The organism is Arthrobacter jiangjiafuii, assembly GCF_018622995.1.
GTDB classification, from domain to species: Bacteria; Actinomycetota; Actinomycetes; order Actinomycetales; family Micrococcaceae; genus Arthrobacter_B; species Arthrobacter_B jiangjiafuii.
Genome location: NZ_CP076022.1, coordinates 2,167,060 through 2,188,382 on the forward strand (window position 1 = coordinate 2,167,060; position 21,323 = coordinate 2,188,382).

20 protein-coding genes and 1 riboswitch are annotated in these 21,323 nt (G+C 67.3%); of the genes, 5 read left to right on the forward strand and 15 right to left on the reverse strand.

Annotation, left to right across the window (positions count from 1 at the left end; genetic code table 11):
- The 10 genes from KKR91_RS10195 to KKR91_RS10240 all read right to left on the reverse strand — a co-directional run bounded on the left by KKR91_RS10195 (nucleotide 1) and on the right by KKR91_RS10240 (nucleotide 10,428).
- The gene (locus KKR91_RS10195) at nucleotides 1-480 is read right to left on the reverse strand and encodes a shikimate kinase (RefSeq protein WP_210229242.1); all 480 of its coding nucleotides are present in this window, start codon (nucleotides 478-480) and stop codon (nucleotides 1-3) included.
- 85 nt (nucleotides 481-565) lie between these two features.
- On the reverse strand, nucleotides 566-1,780 hold the full coding sequence (gene aroC, locus KKR91_RS10200) for a chorismate synthase (RefSeq protein WP_210229244.1): 1,215 nt from the start codon (nucleotides 1,778-1,780) through the stop codon (nucleotides 566-568).
- A gap of 32 nt (nucleotides 1,781-1,812) precedes the next feature.
- Nucleotides 1,813-2,697: a shikimate dehydrogenase family protein gene (locus KKR91_RS10205; RefSeq protein WP_210229246.1), complete on the reverse strand. Its 885-nt coding sequence runs from the start codon at nucleotides 2,695-2,697 to the stop codon at nucleotides 1,813-1,815.
- Complete coding sequence (mltG, locus tag KKR91_RS10210; RefSeq protein ID WP_237687342.1) at nucleotides 2,698-3,897, reverse strand: endolytic transglycosylase MltG; 1,200 nt, start codon at nucleotides 3,895-3,897, stop codon at nucleotides 2,698-2,700.
- Nucleotides 3,898-3,923: 26 nt separating this feature from the next.
- Complete coding sequence (gene ruvX / locus KKR91_RS10215) at nucleotides 3,924-4,499, reverse strand: Holliday junction resolvase RuvX (protein ID WP_210229789.1); 576 nt, start codon at nucleotides 4,497-4,499, stop codon at nucleotides 3,924-3,926.
- A gap of 8 nt (nucleotides 4,500-4,507) precedes the next feature.
- Nucleotides 4,508-7,201, reverse strand: coding sequence for an alanine--tRNA ligase (gene alaS / locus KKR91_RS10220; RefSeq protein WP_210229250.1), 2,694 nt, complete (start codon nucleotides 7,199-7,201; stop codon nucleotides 4,508-4,510).
- Nucleotides 7,202-7,277: 76 nt separating this feature from the next.
- Nucleotides 7,278-7,532, reverse strand: a complete 255-nt coding sequence (locus tag KKR91_RS10225; protein ID WP_237686332.1) for a hypothetical protein — start codon at nucleotides 7,530-7,532, stop codon at nucleotides 7,278-7,280.
- 71 nt (nucleotides 7,533-7,603) lie between these two features.
- On the reverse strand, nucleotides 7,604-7,975 hold the full coding sequence (locus KKR91_RS10230) for a DUF948 domain-containing protein (protein WP_210229252.1): 372 nt from the start codon (nucleotides 7,973-7,975) through the stop codon (nucleotides 7,604-7,606).
- 191 nt (nucleotides 7,976-8,166) lie between these two features.
- Nucleotides 8,167-8,793, reverse strand: coding sequence for a 30S ribosomal protein S4 (gene rpsD, locus KKR91_RS10235; protein ID WP_210229254.1), 627 nt, complete (start codon nucleotides 8,791-8,793; stop codon nucleotides 8,167-8,169).
- A gap of 231 nt (nucleotides 8,794-9,024) precedes the next feature.
- A complete protein-coding gene (locus tag KKR91_RS10240) occupies nucleotides 9,025-10,428 on the reverse strand; it encodes a replication-associated recombination protein A (RefSeq protein ID WP_210229256.1) in 1,404 nt (467 codons plus the stop codon).
- An 81-nt stretch (nucleotides 10,429-10,509) separates the two neighbouring features.
- Between KKR91_RS10240 and KKR91_RS10245 the strand changes: the two genes are divergently transcribed.
- Nucleotides 10,510-11,130, forward strand: a complete 621-nt coding sequence (locus KKR91_RS10245) for an acVLRF1 family peptidyl-tRNA hydrolase (protein ID WP_210229258.1) — start codon at nucleotides 10,510-10,512, stop codon at nucleotides 11,128-11,130.
- Nucleotides 11,131-11,148: 18 nt separating this feature from the next.
- On the opposite strand, the gene KKR91_RS10250 is transcribed toward KKR91_RS10245, so the two are convergent.
- Nucleotides 11,149-12,258: a nitronate monooxygenase gene (locus KKR91_RS10250; RefSeq protein ID WP_210229260.1), complete on the reverse strand. Its 1,110-nt coding sequence runs from the start codon at nucleotides 12,256-12,258 to the stop codon at nucleotides 11,149-11,151.
- 5 nt (nucleotides 12,259-12,263) lie between these two features.
- Nucleotides 12,264-13,100, reverse strand: a complete 837-nt coding sequence (locus KKR91_RS10255) for a PhzF family phenazine biosynthesis protein (protein WP_210229263.1) — start codon at nucleotides 13,098-13,100, stop codon at nucleotides 12,264-12,266.
- Nucleotides 13,101-13,205: 105 nt separating this feature from the next.
- Nucleotides 13,206-13,326: riboswitch (SAM riboswitch) on the forward strand.
- A gap of 54 nt (nucleotides 13,327-13,380) precedes the next feature.
- Between KKR91_RS10255 and KKR91_RS10260 the strand changes: the two genes are divergently transcribed.
- Together KKR91_RS10260 and KKR91_RS10265 are read left to right on the forward strand one after the other, a co-directional pair.
- Entirely contained in the window at nucleotides 13,381-13,887 is a 507-nt protein-coding gene (locus KKR91_RS10260; protein ID WP_210229264.1) for a flavin reductase family protein, read from the forward strand.
- 231 nt (nucleotides 13,888-14,118) lie between these two features.
- Entirely contained in the window at nucleotides 14,119-14,760 is a 642-nt protein-coding gene (locus KKR91_RS10265; RefSeq protein ID WP_210229267.1) for a hypothetical protein, read from the forward strand.
- Between the two features lie 128 nt (nucleotides 14,761-14,888).
- On the opposite strand, the gene aspS is transcribed toward KKR91_RS10265, so the two are convergent.
- Nucleotides 14,889-16,679, reverse strand: coding sequence for an aspartate--tRNA ligase (gene aspS / locus KKR91_RS10270; protein WP_210229269.1), 1,791 nt, complete (start codon nucleotides 16,677-16,679; stop codon nucleotides 14,889-14,891).
- A gap of 179 nt (nucleotides 16,680-16,858) precedes the next feature.
- Between aspS and KKR91_RS10275 the strand changes: the two genes are divergently transcribed.
- Complete coding sequence (locus tag KKR91_RS10275; RefSeq protein ID WP_210229271.1) at nucleotides 16,859-18,127, forward strand: APC family permease; 1,269 nt, start codon at nucleotides 16,859-16,861, stop codon at nucleotides 18,125-18,127.
- Here KKR91_RS10275 and KKR91_RS10280 read toward each other — a convergent pair.
- Nucleotides 18,124-19,143 (reverse strand): adenosine deaminase, encoded by a 1,020-nt coding sequence (locus KKR91_RS10280; protein ID WP_210229272.1) that lies wholly within the window; start codon nucleotides 19,141-19,143, stop codon nucleotides 18,124-18,126. The two genes, KKR91_RS10275 and KKR91_RS10280, sit on opposite strands and share 4 nt — an antisense overlap.
- A gap of 35 nt (nucleotides 19,144-19,178) precedes the next feature.
- Nucleotides 19,179-19,790, reverse strand: a complete 612-nt coding sequence (locus KKR91_RS10285; RefSeq protein ID WP_210229274.1) for a hypothetical protein — start codon at nucleotides 19,788-19,790, stop codon at nucleotides 19,179-19,181.
- Nucleotides 19,791-19,924: 134 nt separating this feature from the next.
- On the opposite strand from KKR91_RS10285, the gene KKR91_RS10290 reads away from it, so the two are divergent.
- Nucleotides 19,925-21,307, forward strand: a complete 1,383-nt coding sequence (locus KKR91_RS10290) for a sensor histidine kinase (RefSeq protein ID WP_210229276.1) — start codon at nucleotides 19,925-19,927, stop codon at nucleotides 21,305-21,307.
- The last annotated feature ends 16 nt before the right edge of the window (nucleotides 21,308-21,323 follow it).

Here is a 21,323-nt window from a genome sequence, read left to right on the forward strand (position 1 = left end):
TCAAGCTCCTTCATTGAGGATGGTCGTCAGCCGGTCGATGATGGCCGGGACGGAAAGTCCCCTGGTGTCAATGGTGATATCTGCCAGGGATTCGTAGATGGGGCGCCGCACGTCGGCCAGTTCCTGCCAGCGGCGGGCGGGGTCTCCGGCGAGCATCGGGCGGTTGCCGGAGCGGATGATCCGGGGCAGCACGGTTTCCAGGTCGGTGTCCAGGAACACCACGGTGTGGTTGCGCAGCAGCTGCTGCGTCCCGGTGTCCAGGATCGCGCCGCCGCCCAGTGACACCACGGTGGCGGAGCGTTCGGCCAGCGCCGCTGCGACGCAGCGGGCCTCGGCCTCGCGGAAACCGCATTCGCCGCGTGCCGCGAAGAGTTCGGAGATGGGTCCGTGGGCGTTCACCACGAGCTGGTCGGTGTCGGTGAACTTCATCCGCCGCCGTGCCGCGAATTCCCGGCCGACCACCGATTTTCCGGCCGCCATGAATCCGATCAGGACAATGTGCCGCGCGGTACTGCCGCCGTGGACGGCTCTGCCCTGCTGGCCGGTTCTACCCGGCCGGCCGGAATCACTGCGAGCCCGCACCGGTACCAGCCGATTCCAAGGCGCCGGGAATGCTCTGCAGGTAGGACCGCAGGTTCCGTGCCGTCTCCGCCACCGAATCGCCGCCGAACTTCTCCGTCACGGCTTCGGCCAGGACCAGTGCCACCATGGCTTCGGCGACGACGCCGGCCGCCGGGACGGCGCATACGTCGGAGCGCTGGTGGTGTGCGCGGGCCGGTTCCCCGGTGCTCACATCGATGGTCTTCAGGGCGTGCGGAACCGTGGCGATGGGCTTCATGGCGGCACGGACGCGCAGGACCTCGCCGATGCTCATGCCGCCTTCGATGCCGCCGGCCCGGTTTCCGGAGCGGACGACCCGGCCGTCGGCGTCCTGCAGGATCTCGTCATGGGCCGCGGATCCGCGGCGGGCGGCGGTGAGGAAGCCGTCGCCGATTTCCACGCCCTTGATCGCCTGGATGCCCATCAGGGCACCGGCGATCCGTGCGTCCAGGCGCCGGTCCCAGTGCGTGTAGCTGCCCAGACCCGGCGGCAGTCCGTAGGCGAGGACCTCGACCACGCCGCCCAGGGTTTCGCCGTCCTTGTGGGCAGCGTCCACCTCGGCCACCATGGCGGCTGAGGTTTCGGGATCAAAGCAGCGCAGCGGATCGGCGTCCAGCGCGGCGACGTCGCCGGGGCCGGGCAGCGGGGCGCCTTCGGGGCTGGCCGCTCCGGCGATGCTGACGGTGTGGGAGACAAGTTCGATGCCCAGCGACTTCAGGAACGACGAGGCAACAGCGCCCAGGGCAACACGGGCTGCCGTTTCGCGGGCGCTGGCGCGTTCCAGCACCGGGCGGGCTTCGTCGAAGCCGTACTTCTGCATGCCGGTGAAGTCGGCGTGACCGGGCCGCGGCCGGGTCAGCGGAGCATTACGGGCAGATTCAGCCAGCAGCGCCGGGTCCACCGGATCCGGTGACATGACCTGTTCCCACTTGGGCCATTCGGTGTTGCCCACCTCGATGGCCACCGGGCCGCCCTGGGTCAGGCCGTGGCGGACGCCGCCGAGGATCCGGACCTGGTCCTGTTCAAACTTCATCCGGGCGCCACGGCCGTAGCCGAGCCGTCGGCGCGCCAGCGCCTCCTGGATCAAGGGGGTGTCCACTTCGACGCCCGCGGGGACGCCCTCAACTATTCCTACCAGTGCAGGCCCATGGGACTCACCGGCGGTCAACCAACGCAACATGGTTTCAATACTGCCATGTCCGGCGCACCGGTTCAGCGCCGCGGGAGTCCCACCGCGTCACACATCACGTTTATGACGGCTGGCTCGTCATGGAACGTGTCGCCGGTAAAAAGCCGCACCTGTTCAACGGCCTGGTAAAGCAGCATTTCCAGTCCGGGGACAATCCGGCCTCCGTGCTGCTCCCACACCCGGGCAATCCGGCTGGGCCAGGGGTCGTAGGCAACGTCCAGGAGGACGGCCCCGGTCCGGTCCCGGCCAGCAGCGTCGATGGTCTCCGCGAGGCCGTCAGCGGCGCGCGGAGGCAGGGTGCAGATAACGACGTCGGCTTCCGCACAGGCTGCCGCCGCGTCCTGCCACGGGTGCAGGGACACCGGGGTGCCGGTGCGGATCCCGGCTATCTGGACGGCGGCCAAGCCGTCCCCTGCGTCGGGGAAGCGGCGGGCAAACACGTCAACTGTGGAGGCGCCAAGGATCCCGGCGGCGGCCACGGCGGCGCAGGCGGTGCCGCCGGCTCCGAGAATGACGGTCCGCGGGAGGGACCGGGACCCGGCATGGCGCAGGGCAGAGACAATACCGGCGACGTCGGTGTTGTGCCCGGTCAGGACCACGCCGTGGTCCGTCTCGTCGAACGTGATGGTGTTCAGGACCTGCAGTGCCGCAGCGGCGGGCGTCAGCCGGTCCATGGCCGGCACGAAGACGGACTTCAACGGCATGGTCACGGACAGTCCGGCCCACGGCTGGGCCCCCGGCCGGCGAAGGGACGCCGCAAATGCGGCGGCGTCCTCTTCGGCCAGGTCCACTGCCTCGTAGCTGCTGTCGAACCCGAGGTAACGGTAGGCGGCCCGGTGCAGCAGCGGCGACTTGGAGTGGCCGATGGGGTGCCCCAGGACAGCTGCCCTCCTGGAGCTAACCGTCAACTACCCGCACCTGCCCGGTTCCTGCGTGCCGCACCATTCCTGGTACTGGGCCACAAACTTGGCATGCTCGGCCAGGGTGGAGGAGAACTCCGTCTGGCCGGTGTCCAGGTTGACGGTCACCCAGTAGTAGAAGGGCACATCGGCGGGGTTTGCAGCCGCGTCGATGGCTTCCTTGCTCGGTGAGCCGATCGGCCCTACCGGGAGGCCCGGGTTGGCGTAGGTGTTGTACGGGTTGGAGGTGTCGTTCTTTTCCTCCGGCGTGATGTCGTAGCTCTTCCGGCCCAGGCCGTAAGTCACCGTCGCGTCGGACTGGATCTTGCCGTTGGTCTCGGTGTTGTCCGACCGAAGCCTGTTCTGGATGGATCCGGCCACCTTGGCGTAGTCGGCTTCGCCGGCTTCGGCCTGGATGATGCTGGCCTTGGTCATGATCCGGTACTGCTCGGCCGGATCGGTGATGCCGGCTTCCTCCAGGGCGGCGAAGGCGTTGCCCACCATCTCAGTGACAATCGAGGTGGCGTCCTGGTCCACGGGGAACCGGTACTCCCCCGGATGCAGGAAGCCCTCCAGGGACACAGCGGCCTCCGGCAGGCCAAAGGCCTGCGGATCCTTGGCCAGCGCCTCGAACTCGGCGAGGGGAATGCCGGTGGAAGCGCTGAGGATCTCGAAGACCTCGCTCTGGCGCAGGTCGCGGGCAACAGCGGCATAATGTACCGCTGCGCCCTGCTCGCCCAGCAGCGCTTCGAGGGCTGCGGAGGAGGACATCTGCTGTTTCATCTCGTATGAACCCGGCTGGATTTCCCGGCCGGCGGATTCCTCGGCAAAGGTGTTGACGAATTCCTTGGAAGTGGCCACGATGTCGGCGGCTTCCAGGTTCGCTCCGATGATCATCGGGCCCTCGCCTTCGGCAACCGTGAAGCTCACGCTTCCGGTGCCGGCGCCTTCGTAGTCCTTGATTTCGTTCATTCCGAGCAGGTCGCGGAGGAACATTGTCAGGCCAAAGACCACCCCGGCGAAGAACACGAGCACAACGAACATGACGATGGTGCGGCGGCGCCGGCGGCGCTGCTTCTCCCGTGATGAAGCGCGGCTGCGGCGGGTCTCGGGCTCGTACTCCAAGAAGTCCTCCACGGGCTGCCGCGCATGCGCGCCGTAGCCCTCGGTGTGGTGCGCGGTCGGCTCGTAGTCCGGTTCAGTGTCCATCGCCGGGTACTCCGAATACCTGTGGCTCACAGCGCAGACCCGTCTCCGCGCAATTTGTCCTGAGAAATTGTTGGCTCCTGTGTCGGTGCCGGCAGGGCGCCGCTCGGGCGCTGCTGCCGGCATGTTGTAACCGGCTCCCCCACATCGCGTCCAAGGGAACGCTGCATGTCAATAGCTTGCTGCAAGATTGCCACAGCAGCGGCTTGATCCACCACTCTACGGTGATCCCTGCTGTTCAAGCCAGCTTCGTGGAGTGAGCGGTGTGCACTGACCGTGGTCAGGCGCTCATCAACGAGGGCCACGGGGATGACATGGCCGCTGTTTTCCAAACCGGTGAGCAGCAGCGCCGCGTAGTCCCTGGCCATCTGGGTAGAGGCCGTTTCCGTCCCCCGCATGCTCCGCGGCAGGCCAACAAACACCTGAACCGCTCCGCGGTCAACCGCTTCACTGACGAGTACCCTGATGTCGCTGTTCTTTTTCGCGTCCCGCTTGAGCGTCCTCACCGGCATCGCCAGCAGGCCGTCCGGGTCGCTGACGGCCAGGCCCACCCGGGCCAGGCCGACGTCTACCCCCAGCTTAACCCCGCGGGGGTAGTCCTGCATGTCCAATCTCAGGCCCTGTTGGCTACTGCGGCTTGGATGGCGGTCAGTGCCTCACCGAGCTTGGAAGCGTCGGTGCCGCCGCCCTGGGCAACATCGTCCTTGCCGCCGCCGCCGCCGCCGAGAATACCGGCGGCAACCTTGACCAGTGCTCCGGCCTTGATACCGGAGGCCCGGGCTTCGTCGTTCGTGGCAATAATCACCACGGGACGGTTGTTGGAAACACCCGCAACGGCCACGACGGCGGCGCCGCCGCCCAGCCGGGAGCGCAGGTCCAGCGCCAGGGTGCGCAGGTCATCGGCACCGGCTCCGACACCGGCGTCGTGCGCCAGGACGCGGACACCGTCGACGTCCACAGCCTTGCCCACGAGAGCGGCAGCGGACGCAGCGAGCTGCTCGCGGCGCAGGCGCTCAAGTTCCTTCTCCGTGGCCTTCAGCTTGGCCAGCGTGGCGGCCAGGCGGTCGGGCAGCTGCACCGAGGGAACCTTGAGCATTTCGGAGAGCTCGTTCACCAGTGCGCGCTCGGCCGCCAGGTGGCGGAAGGCGTCCATGCCTACGAAGGCCTCGACGCGGCGGTTTCCCGAGCCGACGGACTGCTCGCCCAGCAGGGTGAGGGAGCCGATCCGCGAAGTGGACTCCACGTGGGTGCCGCCGCAGAGTTCACGCGACCAGTCGCCGTTCATTTCCACGACGCGGACGGTGTCGCCGTAGGCTTCACCGAACAGCGCCATGGCGCCCAGCGCCTTGGCCTCGGCGAGGGACATGATCTTGGTCTCGACCTGGTAGTTGCTGCGGATCGCGAGGTTGGACACCTCTTCGATTTCCGACTTTGCGGCGTCGGAGAGGCCCTCGCCCCAGGAGAAGTCGAAGCGCAGGTAGCCGGCCTTGTTGAAGGAGCCGCGCTGCAGCGCCTCCGGGCCGAGGATCTGGTGCAGGGCGGCATGCACGATGTGCGTGCCGGAGTGCGCCTGCTCGGCTTCGTGGCGGCGCTGGGCGTCGACGGCGGCCAGGACGGCCGCTCCCTCGGAGATTTCACCTTCGCGGACGATCGCCTTGTGGACGCTGAGGCCCTTGACCGGACGCTGGACGTCGGAGACCTCGAGGACGAAGCCGTCACCGGTGATCAGTCCGGTGTCGGCGGCCTGGCCGCCGGCTTCGGCGTAGAACGGGGTTTCGTTCAGGACCAGGGAGATTTCCGTGCCCTGGCCGGCGTGCGGCACGCGGGCGCCGCCGGAAATGATGCCGCGCACCGAGGATTCGCTGGTGAGCTCGTCGTAGCCGGTGAACCGGGTCTGGCCGGCGGCCAGGAGTTCGTTGAAGACCGAGACGTCGTTGTGCCCGTGCTTTTTGCCCTTGGCGTCGGCCTGTGCCCGCTGGCGCTGTTCGAGCATGAGCGAGCGGAAACCGGCCTCGTCGACCTTCAGGCCCGCTTCTTCGGCCATTTCCAGGGTCAGGTCGATCGGGAAGCCGTAGGTGTCATGCAGCGTGAAGGCGTCCTCTCCGGAGAGCGGCTTCTGGGCCGCCTTGGAGATCCTGACAGCTTCTTCCAGGCGCTCGGTGCCCGAGGCGATGGTGCGCAGGAACGCCCTCTCTTCGGCGTAGGCAATGCGGCTGATCCGTGCGAAGTCGGTTTCGACCTCGGGGTAGGTGCCCTTCATCGCGTCCCGGGAGACGGGCAGCAGTTCAGGCAGCACGGCGCTCTCCACGCCCAGCAGGCGCATGCTGCGCACGGCACGGCGGATCAGGCGGCGCAGCACGTAGCCGCGGCCTTCGTTGGAGGGGCTCACGCCGTCGCTGATCAGCAGCAGCGCCGAACGGACGTGGTCAGCGACCACGCGCATCCGGACGTCGTCGGTGTGGTGCGGATCCGAGGGGTTCTCGGAGGAGGTGTAGGTCTTGCCGGAGAGCTCGGCGGCCTTGTCCAGGACCGGGCGGACCTGGTCCGTTTCGTACATGTTCTCCACGCCCTGGAGAATCATGGCCAGGCGCTCGAGGCCCAGGCCGGTGTCGATGTTCTTCTGCGGCAGCTCGCCGGCAACGTCGAAGTCCGTCTTGGACCGCACGGCGGAGAGCTGGTACTGCATGAAGACCAGGTTCCAGATTTCGATGTACCGGGTCTCGTCGACGGCGGGGCCGCCTTCCAGGCCGTAGGCGGGACCGCGGTCGTAGTAGATCTCGGAGCAGGGTCCGCCGGGGCCGGCCTGGCCGGTGTTCCAGTAGTTGTCGGCCTTCCCGGTGCCGATGATGCGGTCGTTGGGCATGCCGATCTTGTCGCGCCAGATGGCGCGTGCCTCGTCGTCGCGCTCGTCGCCGTCTTCGTAGACGGTGACCCACAGCCGTTCGGGATCCAGGCCGAAGCCGCCCTTTTCAATCTCGGAGGTCAGCAGCTCCCACGCGTAGGTGATCGCTTCTTCCTTGAAGTAGTCACCGAAGGAGAAGTTTCCGGCCATCTGGAAGAAGGTGCCGTGCCGGGCGGTCTTGCCCACTTCTTCGATGTCCGCGGTGCGGATGCACTTCTGCACGGAGGTGGCCCGCTTGTACGGGGCCTTTTCGCGGGCAGTGAGGTAAGGGATAAAGGGCACCATGCCGGCCACCGTGAACAGCAGCGAGGGGTCATTGGTGACGAGCGACGCGGAGGGAACCACCGTGTGGCCCTTGGCGGAGAAGAAATCCAGCCAGCGGCGTGCAATCTCGTGGGACTTCATGGTGCTTTATACCCTTCCGGTAATTCAGTGCGTGCGCAGCTTTGGCGCTGCAGACAGGTGGTGCGGCAGTTGCGGTTCAGCGCCGCACGGCGGTCATGGTGGCGGCGACGGTGTCGCCGGTATCCATGCCCAGGGCGGTGCGCAGATCGCCTTCACGTTCATTCATGCCGTCGCGGAACGCGTCGGCGAAGTTCTGCAGGGCGTCGGCGGCAGTGCTGACGGCCTGGTTGAGTCCGGCCGGACCCAGGGTGTTTTTGGCATCCGAAAGGCGGCGGACGGCGATGACCCCGATGGTGATTCCGATGGACATCCAAAAGACTCGCTTGATCATGCTTTTCGCTCCTGTGGCTGGTGCTGGGCGGTTGCGGGACTGGCAGCGGGACCGGCGGACCGGCAGCGGCGTTAGCGGCTGCGCCGGCCGCGGCCCTTGCTGCGGGAGGCCAGCGCCGTGCGGACGCCGTAGCTGAAGGCCGACACCTTGATCAGCGGGGATCCGAGCGTGGCGGCCACCAGCGAGGAGAGGGCGGAGATGTTCGCCGTGGCGTCCGAGACGTTGGAGGAAATACCGTCCACCTTCTGCAGCTGCAGGTTCGTGGTGGAGACGGTGGAGGTCACTTCACCGATCAGCGGAGTGGTCTCATCGCTGATGGTGCGGATGGCGCCGCGCAGTTCGTCGAACACTTTGCCGAGCTTCCAGATCGGGACGGCCAGCAGCACTACCAGCACTGCGAATACACCGGCAGCAATCAGACCGGCAATATCTCCACCCGACATGGCACTCCTCTTGGGTTTGAAAACTCTGGGGGTTGAAACGACGACTTTCCGCTATGTACCTTACCCACTCCGCGGCGCCGGCACTTACTTTGCCGGCCCGGGGCGCAGCGGCAACGTGCGGGAGCCGCATAGCCGAACAGCCCACGGCAGGGGCCGCGGGCTGTTCGACGATCGAGAAAAAAGTCTCGAAATTAGCGTGCGTAGTATTCCACGACGAGCTGCTCTTCGCAGGTCACGGGAACTTCCGAGCGCTTCGGGCGGCGCACGAGGCGTGCCTGCAGCTTGTCCAGGGAAACATCCAGGTAACCCGGAACGGCGGGCAGGACGTCGCGGTGGGCGCCGGCAGCGGCAACCTGGAACGGCGTCATGGTCTCGCTGCGCGTGTGCACATGGATGAGCTGGCCTTCGGAAACGCGGAACGACGGGCGGTCCACGCGGGCGCCGTCAACCAGGATGTGGCGGTGCACAACCAGCTGGCGGGCCTGGGCGATCGTGCGGGCAAAGCCGGCGCGCAGCACGAGGGCGTCAAGACGCATCTCGAGCAGCTCGATCAGGTTTTCACCGGTCAGACCGGCGGTGCGGCGGGCTTCCTCGAAGACACGGGTCATCTGTGCTTCGCGGATACCGTACTGGGCGCGCAGACGCTGCTTTTCACGCAGGCGTACCGCGTAGTCGCTGTCCTGCTTGCGACGTGCGCGGCCGTGCTCACCCGGGGGGTAAGGACGACGCTCGAAGTACTTGGCTGCCTTGGGGGTCAAAGCAATGCCGAGGGCGCGCGAAGCGCGGGCCTGACGGCGTGCACGTGTGTTGTTAGCCACGTTCACCTTTCACTGTTTTGGCGGTTTGGCCACCGCAGCCCCGACTTGCGCCGGAATACCGTGATGACTGATATGTAAGTACTGGCCTCCATTAGGGAGAGCTCAGGCCAACCGCTGCCTTCTGCTACAGACACGGCACCGGGCACAACTCCACCGCTTTGAAAGCGGTGAGGGGGGTCCGGCGTCGCGCTTGCCAGTCAACCATCAATGCTAGCACGATCAGCCCGGCCGCTACGTTCCGCGGATGATGCCGCGCAGCCGCTCCAGCCGCGCCGAAATGTCCCGTTCGGTGCCGTTGGAAGTCGGCTCGTAGTAGTTCCTGCCGACCAGGTCATCGGGCGGATACTGCTGCCGTGCCACCCCGTGCGGCTCGTCGTGGGAGTAGACGTAGCCCTTGCCGTGGCCAAGCTGTTTGGCTCCCGGATAGTGCGCATCGCGCAGGTGCGCCGGAATGCCCTGGCCGCGTCCGGCCCGGACGTCGGCAATGGCTGCGTTGATGCCGTTGTAGGCGGCGTTGGACTTGGGGGCGGTGGCAATGTGCACCACGGCCTCGGCCAGGATGATGCGGCCCTCGGGCATGCCGATCAGCTGGACCGCCTGGGCGGCGGCAACTGCTGTCTGCAGGGCCGTGGGATCGGCCATGCCCACATCCTCCGCTGCCGAAATCACGATGCGGCGGGCGATGAAGCGGGGGTCCTCCCCCGCCTCGACCATTTTCGCCAGGTAGTGCAGCGCGGCGTCCACGTCGGAGCCGCGCAGCGACTTGATGAAGGCGCTGGTGACGTCGTAGTGCTGGTCTCCGGCCCGGTCGTAGCGCAGCGCCGCCACATCCAGCGCCTTTTCGGCGTCGCTGAGGGTGACCTCGGGAATGCCCTCGGCGTCGTCGCGCTCCGAGTAGGCGACGCCGGCGGCAGCTTCCAGCGCGGTCAGCCCGCGCCGCGCGTCTCCGGCGGCCAGGCGCACCAGGTGCTCCAGTGCCTCCTGGCTCAGTGTCACCCGGCCGGCCAGCCCGCGATCGTCCTCGACGGCCCGCTGCAGCAGGGCGGCGATGTCGTCTTCGGTGAGCGGCTTCAGGGTCAGCAGCAGGGACCGTGAGAGCAGCGGCGAGACCACGGAGAAGGACGGGTTTTCAGTGGTTGCGGCCACCAGGACCACCCAGCGGTTCTCCACGCCGGGCAGCAGGGCGTCCTGCTGGGCCTTGTTGAAGCGGTGGATCTCGTCCAGGAAAAGCACTGTGGTGATCCGGTGCAGGTCGCGGTTGGTCAGGGCGTCTTCCATCACCCGGCGCACATCCTTCACGCCTGCGGTGATGGCTGAGAGTTCCACGAATTTCCGCCCGGAACCGCGGGCGACGACGTGCGCGAGGGTGGTCTTGCCCGTGCCGGGAGGCCCCCAGAGCATGACCGATGACGGGCCGGCCGGTCCGCGGTCATCCGCCGATTCGGCCAGGGTCCGCAGCGGCGAGCCGGGTCCGAGCAGGTGCTGCTGTCCGACAACCTCGTCCAGCGTGCGCGGGCGCATCCTCACTGCAAGCGGGCTGCGGGGCCGCTTCCGGTTGTCGTCGTCCGCGCCGGAAGCGGGCCCGCCGTCGTCGTCCCGGCTTTCATCACTGTCGCTGCTGAACAAATCACTCACCGTCCAAGGCTACTCGTGCCGTAGCGTTGACTCCGCCGGGGTCATCCCCGCCCACCCCAGCCCAGCCAGGAGTACCGCCTCATGCCCGCGACCCGCCAGACCTTCGTTCCTGCCCAGCGGTTGCCCGGCTGGCTGGAGCGGTTCGCGGCCGGAAACGGCGGCGTTGCAGTGACGCCGGAGCACGGCGGCCTGCACCTGGCCGCGGGCAACGGCACCGAGGCGCAGCTGCTTGCTCCCTGGCCTGATGACGGCCGTCCCGGGCGGGGCGCGGACGACGTCGAGCGCCTCGTCTCGCTCGCCGGCCAGTCCCGTACGGTCGGAATCGTGTTGCTGCGCCGTGGCGGCTTCGCCGTGGGGGTCGCCCGGGACGGGGCCCTGCTCCCCTCACAGGCAGGCAGCACGTCGGTGCGGTCCCGCGGGTCCGCCGGCGGATCTCCGCAGCGGCGGGCCAACCAGACCGAAACGCTGGTGGAAGCTGCTGCCGGGGCTGCGGCCAGGCTGTTTGCCGAGCATCCGGCCGAGTACCTGGTGTTCGGGGGCGACCGGGCGCTGACGGGGCTGTTTGTGCAGCAGTTGGCCTTCGCCCGTTGGAGCAACCTGTCCAGGCTGCGCCCGCTCGCTGTCCAGGATCCAAAACCGGCGGCCCTGGCCCAGGCGGCGAAGGACGCGTGCTCGGTGTTGATCCGGATTACGGTGCCGTAGGGCGGGTTCCGGCGGCAGTTACCCGTCGGTTCCTGCGGCGGTCTTTCCGGCGCTTTCCCCGGGCGCTCCCCCGGGCGCTTCCCCGGCCAGACGGCGGACGATGGCTTCTGCCGGCTCTTCCGCTGCCCGGCGATATCCGGTTCCGGCCCACAGGCTGATGCCCTCCTGGTCCCCCTGCGCTGCAGCCGCTGCGCGCAGCGGTCCGGTGATCTGGTTGATGTAGGGGTAGGCATCCGGGGCGTCCGGGTGCTCCAGCATGAACCGGTTCAGCAGCCCGCGGGCCGGGCGGCCGGAGAAGGCCCGGGTCAGTGCGGTTTCCCCGGCGCGTCGGCCGGCGGCGGCGTCCTTGAGGGCTGCCCGGTGTACTGAACCGGTACCGGCTTCGGTGCTGAGCAGAAGTGCCGTACCCAGTTGGACGGCCACCGCTCCGGCGGCCAGGGCTGCCGCCGCATCAGCTGCCGTACCGATTCCACCGGCAGCGATGACCGGCAGCGCGCAGGTATCCCTGACGCTGTGCAGGAGCTCACTGAGGGAGGCGGCGGCGGGTGCTTTGGCGCTCTGCAGTGTTCCGCGATGCCCTCCGGCCTCGGGCCCCTGAACGCAGAGGGCCGACGCTCCGGCGCCGGCTGCCGCCCGGGCCTCGTCTGCGTCGGTGACCGTGAGGACCGTGCAGATTCCGCGGCCGGCCAATGCCGCCAGGACGGCCTTCTCCGGCAGGCCGAAGGTAAAGGAGACCACGGGGATGCGTTCGCGCAGGACCAGGTCGAGTTTGGCCGCCCAGCCGTCGTCGTCCTCCGGGTCCGGGAAGCCCGGTTCCGCTCCGGCGCCGGCGGCCAGGACATCCCGGTAGGCCAGGGCTGCGGCCAGCTTCCCGGCCTGGTGTTCTTCGGATGTGGCGGCGTAGGTGTTGGCGGCATCCGGTACAAACAGGTTCACGCCGAAGGGTCCGCCGGTCAGGCTGCGGGTCCGGGCGGTTTGCTCAGCCACCGCGGCAGCGCTCTTATAACCGGCAGCCAGGAAGCCGAGCCCTCCCGCGTTGCTCACGGCAGCGGCAAGCTGCGGCGTGGATGCGCCGCCGGCCATGGGCGCCCCGATCACCGGAAGCCGCAGCGAGTGCAGGTTGAACATGGCGGCTAGAGGGTGACGGTGCCGTCGATGGAGGTCACGGTGGACCCGCCGATCCAGATCTTCCCGTCGCGCGTGAAGACGCGGACACGCCCGGAACGCCGCACGGCTGTGCCCTGCGTGACGACGTAGCGTTCGGGTGCGAGTGAGGCTCCGATCAGCCATTGGGCCAGGCCGGCGTTGAGGCTTCCCGTTACGGGATCTTCGGTGATGCCCAGGCCGGGCACGAAGGCACGGACCTCGAAGTCCGTTTCGGCGTCCTGCGGCTGGGCGCCGATAACGCCCACCCGCAGATTGCCCATGATCGTGGGGTCGGGTTTCAGCGCCAGCACGGCGTCGGCGTCGCGCAGCAGGAGTCCAAGCCACCCCGGACCGTTGTCGATCCAGTTGGAGGCAAGAATTTCGGTGCGGTCCAGGTTCAGGGCGCGCAGCGCCTGGTCCAGGACCTCGTCTTCCAGCGGTCCCGAGCGCAGCAGCGGCGGAGCGGCGAAGGCGGCGATTCCGGCATTGGCATGCAGCGTGACCAGCCCGATTCCGCATTCCTGGACGACGACGTCGGGGTAGCGGCGCTTGTTCCCGGCCTCCAGCCACGCGTGGCACGTTCCCAGAGTGGGATGCCCGGCAAACGGGATCTCTCCTCCGGGGGTGAAAATCCGAACCCTGTAGTCGGCTCCGTCCGTGGTCGGAGGCAGGACGAACGTCGTCTCCGAGAGATTGGTCCATCTCGCGAAGGATTCCATCTCTGCATCTGTCAGGCCCTCCGCTTCAAGCACCACCGCGAGGGGATTGCCCAAATACGGTTCGTTGCCGAAGACGTCCACCTGCTTAAACCACCGCTGTTTCATGCTGAAACTGTATCCCTTCGGCACCGGGAGTTTTATGAAGCCGAGTTTTACGAAGTGAGGCAGGGGTTTGCAAGTCCGCCTCCTGCACTTCTACGTTGGAAGCTGAATCAAGAGTTCCAGCCACAGGCCCTGGCCGGTTGGACGGCAACCCTCTCGCTGTAGCGGGGTGCTCCAGGTGACGATTCGGCCGTCCGGCGAAAATCCTCCGGCATGGCAAGTACCGCGTTTGTGCCGGGTTTTTTCTTCCGGCCGCGCTTTAGGGCAAAGGATCTTCCCCCTCATGACTCTTCGTACCGACCTGCAACCCGCTGCATTGCGCCGGGCCTTTTCACGGTTTCCCTCGGGAATTGCCGCCCTGTGCGCGGTGGTTGACGGCCAGCCGCAGGGAATTGTTGCCTCATCGTTCACGGTGGGGGTTTCCATGGACCCTCCGCTGGTCATGTTCGCTGTGCAGCAGACCTCCCGGACCTGGCCGGTGCTGCGGCGGGCCCAGCGCATCGGCGTGTCGGTCCTCGGCTCTGAGCACGAAGGAATCTGCAAGCAGATCGCGTCGAAATCCGGTGACCGGTTTGCCGGCCTGAACCTGCACACCGACGCCTCCGGGTCCCTCTTCATTGACCGCGCCGCGCTCTGGCTCGAGTGCTCGGTGGAAAACGAAGTTCCTGCCGGTGACCATCAGGTGGTGCTGCTGAGGGTTCACGGCCATGCCTCCCACGACGACGCCCATGATCCACTGGTCTTTCACGGTTCCGCGTTCCGCCGCCTGGGTGTCCCCGAATTCGCCTGACCGGCAGGAAATTGCCTGACGGGCACAGGCAATTGGGCGCTGCCGGAATTGTTTTCCAGGGGTTTACGGCATGCCCCCTCCGTTACCAATCCTTTACATCCGGCTGCCGTCCCACTATCGTTCTTCGGATTACTTCGGGAGGAAGTAGCGAAGATGACCAGAAACAGAAATGTCCACGGCCCATCAAATAAGGCAATGCCCGGCAAAGTGCCGGATATTTCGTTTACGCGGATGGCTCTGCTTCCCGCAGCGGCACTGGCCCTGGTGCTGGCAGGATGCACTGCACAGGAGGATCCCGAGGCGGCTGCCACCGAACCGGCCACGCCCCCAGCCACGGCGGAGAAGTCCGCCACGCCGTCCCCGTCCGCCGGCGCCTCCGGCCGGAACAGCGTCACGGTGGAGCTGCCGCCGGGCAGCACCACGCCTCCGCCCCCTAACGACCCCGCCATGCTGGCATTGTTCAGGGCGGAGGATCCCATCAGCCTGGAAAGTTACTTCCAGCAACAGCCCCAGGCCCAGGGGCGCCCCCTCGACGCGAGCCTCGTGCTGGAGGAGTCCGGCACCGGGAGAAGCACCTTCGATGTGCCCGCGTTGGAACCGGGAACCAGCTTCAGCGTTTTCCTCACCTGCAACCAGCCCGGGGACTACGATATCGAGGTTCTGGACGCTGATTCAGACCGGGTCACGGCCGGCGGCAGCAACAACTGCAATTGGCCGATCCTGACGTCTTTCGAGCACATTGTCACACCGGATGACATACCGACGTCCATTACGGTGGACGGCCCGGACGGGGATTACTGGCTTGTTGTCTACAATTTGCCGGTACCCACTACGGCACCGCCGCTCCCCCCTGCCGCACCTGCCGCGGGCTAAAAGAATCCGTCCGTACATTTCACCGAAAAGTGTACGGACCGTCAGACAGGCCGACCGTCACAAAGAAAAGTGCCCGGCCGCTGTATTCAGCGGCCGGGCACTTTCCTGTTTCGTGGTTCCCGAAAGGCCTAGGCGTCGTCCTTCTTGGCTTCGGGCTTCTTGGCCTCAGGCTTGAAGTCCACACCGGCTTCCTTGCGCTGCTGCGCAGTGATCGGAGCCGGAGCCGCGGTCAGCGGGTCGTAGCCGCCGCCGGACTTCGGGAAGGCAATGACGTCGCGGATGGACTCGGTGCCGGCCAGCAGGGCCACCACGCGGTCCCAGCCGAAGGCAATGCCGCCGTGGGGCGGTGCGCCGTACTTGAATCCCTCGAGCAGGAAGCCGAACTTCTCCTGCGCATCCTCCTGCGAGAGGCCCATGACCTTGAAGACGCGTTCCTGCACATCGCGCTGGTGGATACGGATGGATCCGCCGCCGATTTCATTGCCGTTGCAGACGATGTCGTACGCGTAGGCCACCGCCGACTCGGGGTCGGTATCGAAGGTGTCCATGAACTCGGGCTTGGGAGAGGTGAACGCGTGGTGCACGGCCGTCCAGGCGCCGCCGCCCACAGCCACATCACCGGCAGCTACGGCAGCCGACGCCGGTTCGAACATGGGTGCGTCAACAACCCAGACGAAGGCCCAGTCGTTGGGATCGATCAGGCCGGTGCGGTGGCCGATCTCCACACGGGCTGCGCCGAGCAGGGCACGCGAGGTGCTCTTGTCGCCGGCTGCGAAGAAGACGCAGTCGCCGGGCTTGGCGCCGACGGTCTCCGCCAGGTTCTCGCGCTCGAAGTCGGTGAGGTTCTTGGCCACGGGACCGGTCAGCGTGCCGTCTTCCTGGACCAGCACGTAGGCCAGGCCCTTGGCGCCGCGCTGCTTGGCCCATTCCTGCCAGGCATCCAGGGTGCGGCGGGGCTGTGACGCGCCGCCGGGCATCACCACGGCGCCGACGTACGGCGCCTGGAACACACGGAAGGTGGTGTCCTTGAAGAAGTCGGTCAGCTCGGTCAGCTCCAGGCCGAACCGCAGGTCCGGCTTGTCGGAACCGAAACGGGCCATGGCATCGGCGTAGGTCATGCGCTGGATCGGCGTGGGGATGTCGACGTCGATCAGCTTCCACAGTGCCTTCACCACTGACTCGCCGAGCGCAATGATGTCGTCTTCCTCGACAAAGCTTGCCTCGATGTCCAGCTGCGTGAACTCCGGCTGGCGGTCTGCGCGGAAGTCTTCATCACGGTAGCAGCGGGCGATCTGGTAGTACTTTTCGAAGCCACCCACCTGCAGAAGCTGCTTGAACAGCTGCGGGGACTGCGGCAGGGCATACCAGGAACCCGGAGCCAGGCGGGCCGGAACCACGAAGTCGCGGGCGCCTTCGGGAGTGGAGCGCGTCAGCGTGGGGGTTTCGATTTCGACGAAGCCCTCGTCGTGCAGCAGGTTGCGGGCAATCCGGTTGGCCTCGGAGCGCAGGCGCATGTTCCGTGCCGGAGCGGGACGGCGCAGGTCGAGGTAGCGGTGCTTCAGGCGGGCTTCCTCACCGACTTCAACGTGCTCGTCAATCTGGAACGGCAGCGGGTCGGAAGTGTTCAGCACCACCACCTTGTCGGCAATGACTTCCACTTCACCGGTGGCCAGCGACGGGTTCTCGTTGCCCTCGGGCCGCTTCTGCACGGTCCCGGTGATCTGCAGGACGTATTCGTTGCGCAGGCCGTGGAAGACGTCCTCTTCACGGACCACCACCTGCGCCACTCCGGAGGCGTCACGGAGGTCAAGGAAGGCAACGCCGCCGTGGTCCCGGCGTCGGGCCACCCAGCCAGCGAGAGTGACGGTCTGTCCAATATGCTCGGCCCTCAGGGAACCAAGGGCATGAGTGCGCAGCACAGCAGTCCTTTCAAGATTGCTTGCGGAAAACACTGTTCCCGCTCATTGTGAATACAAGATCTCTTCATGAGTTTACCGGTGTTCATATCCTTTCCCAGCCAACGTTGCCCGCTGCACACCCGCGGTGCAGCCGCAGCACAGCCTTGGAAGGGCCCGCGGCCCACTGATCGGAGGGACGCGTGTCCGGAAGCCTGGCAGGGAAACCTCCGCTGGGTGGCTTCGATGCCACGACGGTGGGAATCGGGTGCATGGTTGGCGGCGGGATTTTCGTGGTCCTGCCGCGGATCGCCGAGGCCGCGGGCTTCGCGGTGGCCGCATCCCTGGCCTTGGCCGCCCTGGTGGCCTACTGCTCCGCCGCGTCCACGTTCCTGCTCGGAGCCGGCCTGCGCAACACCGGCCGCGGGAACGAGGGGGGAACCACGCGTTCGGCGGCCAGGGTGCTGCTGGGACCGTATATGGGCTTTGTCACCGGTTGGACCCTGGTCTGCGCCCTTCTCGCCGCTGCCGCCGTCCTGGCCCTGGCATTCGGCCTGTACGTGGCGCCGGACTTCGCCCGGCCCGCTGCCGCCGGGGCAGCCGTGGCAGCGACGGCCCTGATCCTGTTCGGGGTGTTCCGCGGCCCGTGGGTTCTCCGGTTCGTGCTGGCCTTTGTCCTTGGTGTCCTTGGCTTCGGTGTGGTGGTTGCCATCAACGAGGCGGGCCTGCGTCCGCCGCAGCCGGAGGTGCTGCAGGAGCCGACGTCGACTACCGGACTGCTGCAGGGCGCCGGCTTTGCCTTCTTCGCCTTCGCGGGATACAGCCGCCTCGCTGCCGGCGGCTACAAAGTCCGCGACCCTGAACGCAATCTTGCCCGGGCCCTTCCGGCCGCTGTCCTTCTCACGCTGGGGCTGTACATCCTGGTGGCCCAGTCGCTGCTCGCCTGGTTCCAGGGCCCGGCTGCCCTGGCAGGATCACTGACTCCGCTGCGCGAACCGGTCGCAGCGGTGGGGCTGGGCATCGGCACCGCAGCGGTTGCCGTGGCAGCCGGGGCGGCGTGCCTTTCCGGGGCGTGGGTGCTCCTGGAGAGCGTCGCACGCACAGCTGCGGCCATGGCCGCAGACGGTGACCTCCCCCGGGTCTTCGGCCATACCGGCCGCACCCGGCACGTACCGTGGCCTGCCTGCGCAGTGGCCGGCGCCGTCGTCGTGACCCTGGTGCTGACCGCAAGCCTGGACGCCCTGCTGGCGCTGGCCTGCTTTGCCCTGCTGCTGCACGCCGCCATCACCAATCTGTGCGGCTACACCCTGGACCAGCGCCGCTGGTATACCCCGCGTGCCGTGAATCTTGCCGGCCTCGCCGGAGCCCTGATCATGGCCCTGAGCCTGCCGCCAATGCCGATCCTGCTGATGCTGATCGTGCTGGTGGCCGGCTACGTGGTGCGGCTGGTGTTTCCGCGGGCGGAAGCTTAGGAAACTCCCTGGGCGGCCCGCCAGGCGCGGATCAATTCCAGCAGTTCGGCACGGCGCTCCCCAGACGCGAACGAGGACTCCACGGAGTTGACCGCCAGTTCCGCCAGCTGGTCGGGGGAAAAGCCGAAGGTACGCTGCAGCGCTGCGAAGTTGTCATCCACATAGCCGTCAAAGTAGGCGGGGTCATCCGAATTCACCGAGACGTTCAGGCCCAGGGCGAGCATCTGCGGCAGCGGATGGTCCGCCAGTGTGTCCACTGCCCGCAGCCGGACGTTGGACAGCGGGCAGACGGTCAGCGGAACCCGGTCCCGGACCAGGCGCGCAACCAGCGCCGGATCGTCCAGGGCCCGGATACCGTGATCGATCCGGTCGGCCTTCAGCAGGTCCAGGGCCTGCTCAACATAGTGCGCCGGGCCTTCCTCGCCGGCATGCGCCACGCATTTCAGCCCGGCGGCGCTGGCCATCCGGTAGAGCTCCACGAAGCCCTCGGGCGGGTTGCCGACCTCGGCGGAGTCCAGGCCGATCGCGGCGATGGGCGCATCCATGGCCAGCAGCTGCCGCAGGACATCTTCGGCTTCGGCGATGGGCCGGTCGCGCAGGAAGGCCGCGATCAGCACGGTGGAGATCCCGAACTCCTCCAGGCTCGTGGCCAGCACGCCGGCCACACCGTTAATGCACTCCTCAAGAGGCACGCCGCGCAGCAGGTGCGCCTGCGGATCGACCATCATCTCCACATGCCGCACACCGGCGGCTGCGGCCCGGCGCAGATAGGCGCGGGTCATGGCAGCGAAGTCGGCCCCGGTCCGCAGTACCTCCATGTTGGAGTAGTAAAGGTCAAGGAAAGACTGCAGGTCGGTGAACTGATACCGGGCGCGCAGCTCCTCAAGGTCCGCGTAGGGCAGGTCGATCCCGTTCCGGTCCGCGAGCTCGAAGATCAGCTCGGGTTCCAGCGTCCCTTCGATGTGAAGGTGGAGTTCGGCGCAGGGCAGCAAGGCGGCAGAGGGGGAAATCGGCATGTTTTAAGCCTAGGTGATCAGGTCGGCCCGGGGGATCAGGCGGATGACGACGACGGCGGCCAGGCGCTGGGCATCGACGGCCCCGCCGACGGCGACTCAGCCGCCGGGCGGCGCGGTGCCTGCTCAAACATGCCCCAGACCGGGCCGGCCACCAGCCAGATTCCCGCGACCAGGCCTGCCTTCTGGATCCACCCCCACAGTGGTTCTGCCGAGCCGTCCGCGGCCACGAAGACAATCATGGCCAGCAGCACGGCGACCGCCACGGCGCATGCCAGCAGCACCCGCGCGTATTCCACCCACAATCCGCGGCGGTAGGCGGCGGTTCCCTTGACGGGTTTGACCGGCGCGGGACCGCCGGCAAAGCGGTGGGCGAACCGGACGTCGGCCCACCGGATCAGGGAATGCCCGAAGGCGACACTGAACCCCAGGTAGAAGGCCGCGAGGCCGTGGACGGTGTCCGCCGCTCCCCCGCGTGCCAGGTCCGCTCCGGCGGCAAGCAGCAGCACCACATCCAGCAGCGGGACGCTGGCCAGGACCGCCAGGCCCAGCCGCTTGGCCCCCAGCAGATACCGCAGGGCAAGCCCGCCGGCGAGCAGCACCCAGAAACCGATCTCGCAGGCCACGATCACATACACCAGAATGTTCATGTTCCCAGCGTGGCCGACGGCGGATCCGCCGTCGTCGGCACTTCGAAGTACCTGCCGGGCCTCCGCCTCATCCTTTGGGAGGACCGGAGCATGCCAAAACGCCTCAGGGGCAAACCGGTGGCTACCCTAGGCATATGCCGCTTTCACCTGCACCCGCACGGGGCGCCGATTTCCTGAGCCCGTACGAGGGACGCGGGATCTGGCCCACCGGGGCGGCAGCCGCGGCCGGGTACTTCGCGGCCGGAATCGTGCTCACCCTTGCCGGAGCGAATGTCAACGGACTGTTCCCCCCGCTGGTCGAGCCTGGTCCGCCCGCGCGGCTCCTGATCCTGGCCCTGGGATGCGCCGGGCTGCTGTTCCGGCGCCGGAATGTGCCGCTCATGATTGCGGTGACCGGGACGGCGGTTGTGGCGGGCCTGCTGACCGGCGGCGGCATCATCAGCTATCTGCTGAGTTTTGAAGTCTTCTACTCGGGCATCCTGTTCGGTTCGCCCAAGCTCAGCCGCGCGGTGGAGAAAGCCTGCATCTATACTGCCGTTCTCCTGGCGGCGGGGATGGGCGTGGCCTACGGTGCGTGGAGCTATGTGCTGCTCGGTGTGCTCCAGGCGGTGATCATCTGCATCATCCCGCTCTGGTGGGCCGGGACGCTGCGCCGGCAGAAGGACGTGGCCGAGCAGGAGCGGTTACGCGCCGACACTGAACGGTCCAACGCGGAGCGGGCGGCGGAAATGGCCGAACTGTCCCTGCGGATGGCGCTGGCCTCCGAACGGGCGGCGATGGCCAGGGAACTGCACGACGCCATTGCCGGCCACCTTTCCGCCGTCGCCCTCCAATCGGCCGCGGCGCTGGCCGGGGATAATCCGGAGCTGGACCGGCGGGTGCTGGCCCAGGTGCGGAGCGAAAGCGTCCTGGCGCTGAACGAAATGCGGGCCATGATCGACCTGCTCGAATCCGGCACCGGATCGCTTACCGGAGATGCGGGCAGCCCGTGGGCCGCACCGGATGAGTCCGGGGAACGGGCCTCGATGGCCGGCGGCCTGGACCAGCTGCAGGCGCTGGCTGAGTCTGCACGGCTGGCAGGTAACCCCGTGGAGTTGGAGGTATCGCCGGAGTTGGAAACCGTGCCGGAGGGAGTTCTGCTGGAGGAAGCCGGAGCGGAGGGAGCCGGAGCGCAGCACCGGCTTCCGGTGCTGCTGCAGAGCAGCATCTACCGGATCGTGCAGGAAACCCTCACCAACGCAATCCGGCATGCTCCCGGGGAGCCGGTGCGGGTGCAGGTGCGGCGGTCCTCCGATGAGATCCGGCTCAATGTCACCAACAGTTTGCCGGCTCCCGGGTCGGAACCCGGCCCGGCGGCGGATGGAAACGGCACCGGACTGCGCAACATGGCACTGCGCGCGACCCAGCTTTCGGGGACCTTCAGCGCCGGGCCGTCGCCTCACCACGACGACGCCGCTGGTGACAGCGCCAAAATGTGGGAGGTCAGTGTACGACTGCCCGTGAAAGGAACACCGTGACACTTCCGATCCACTC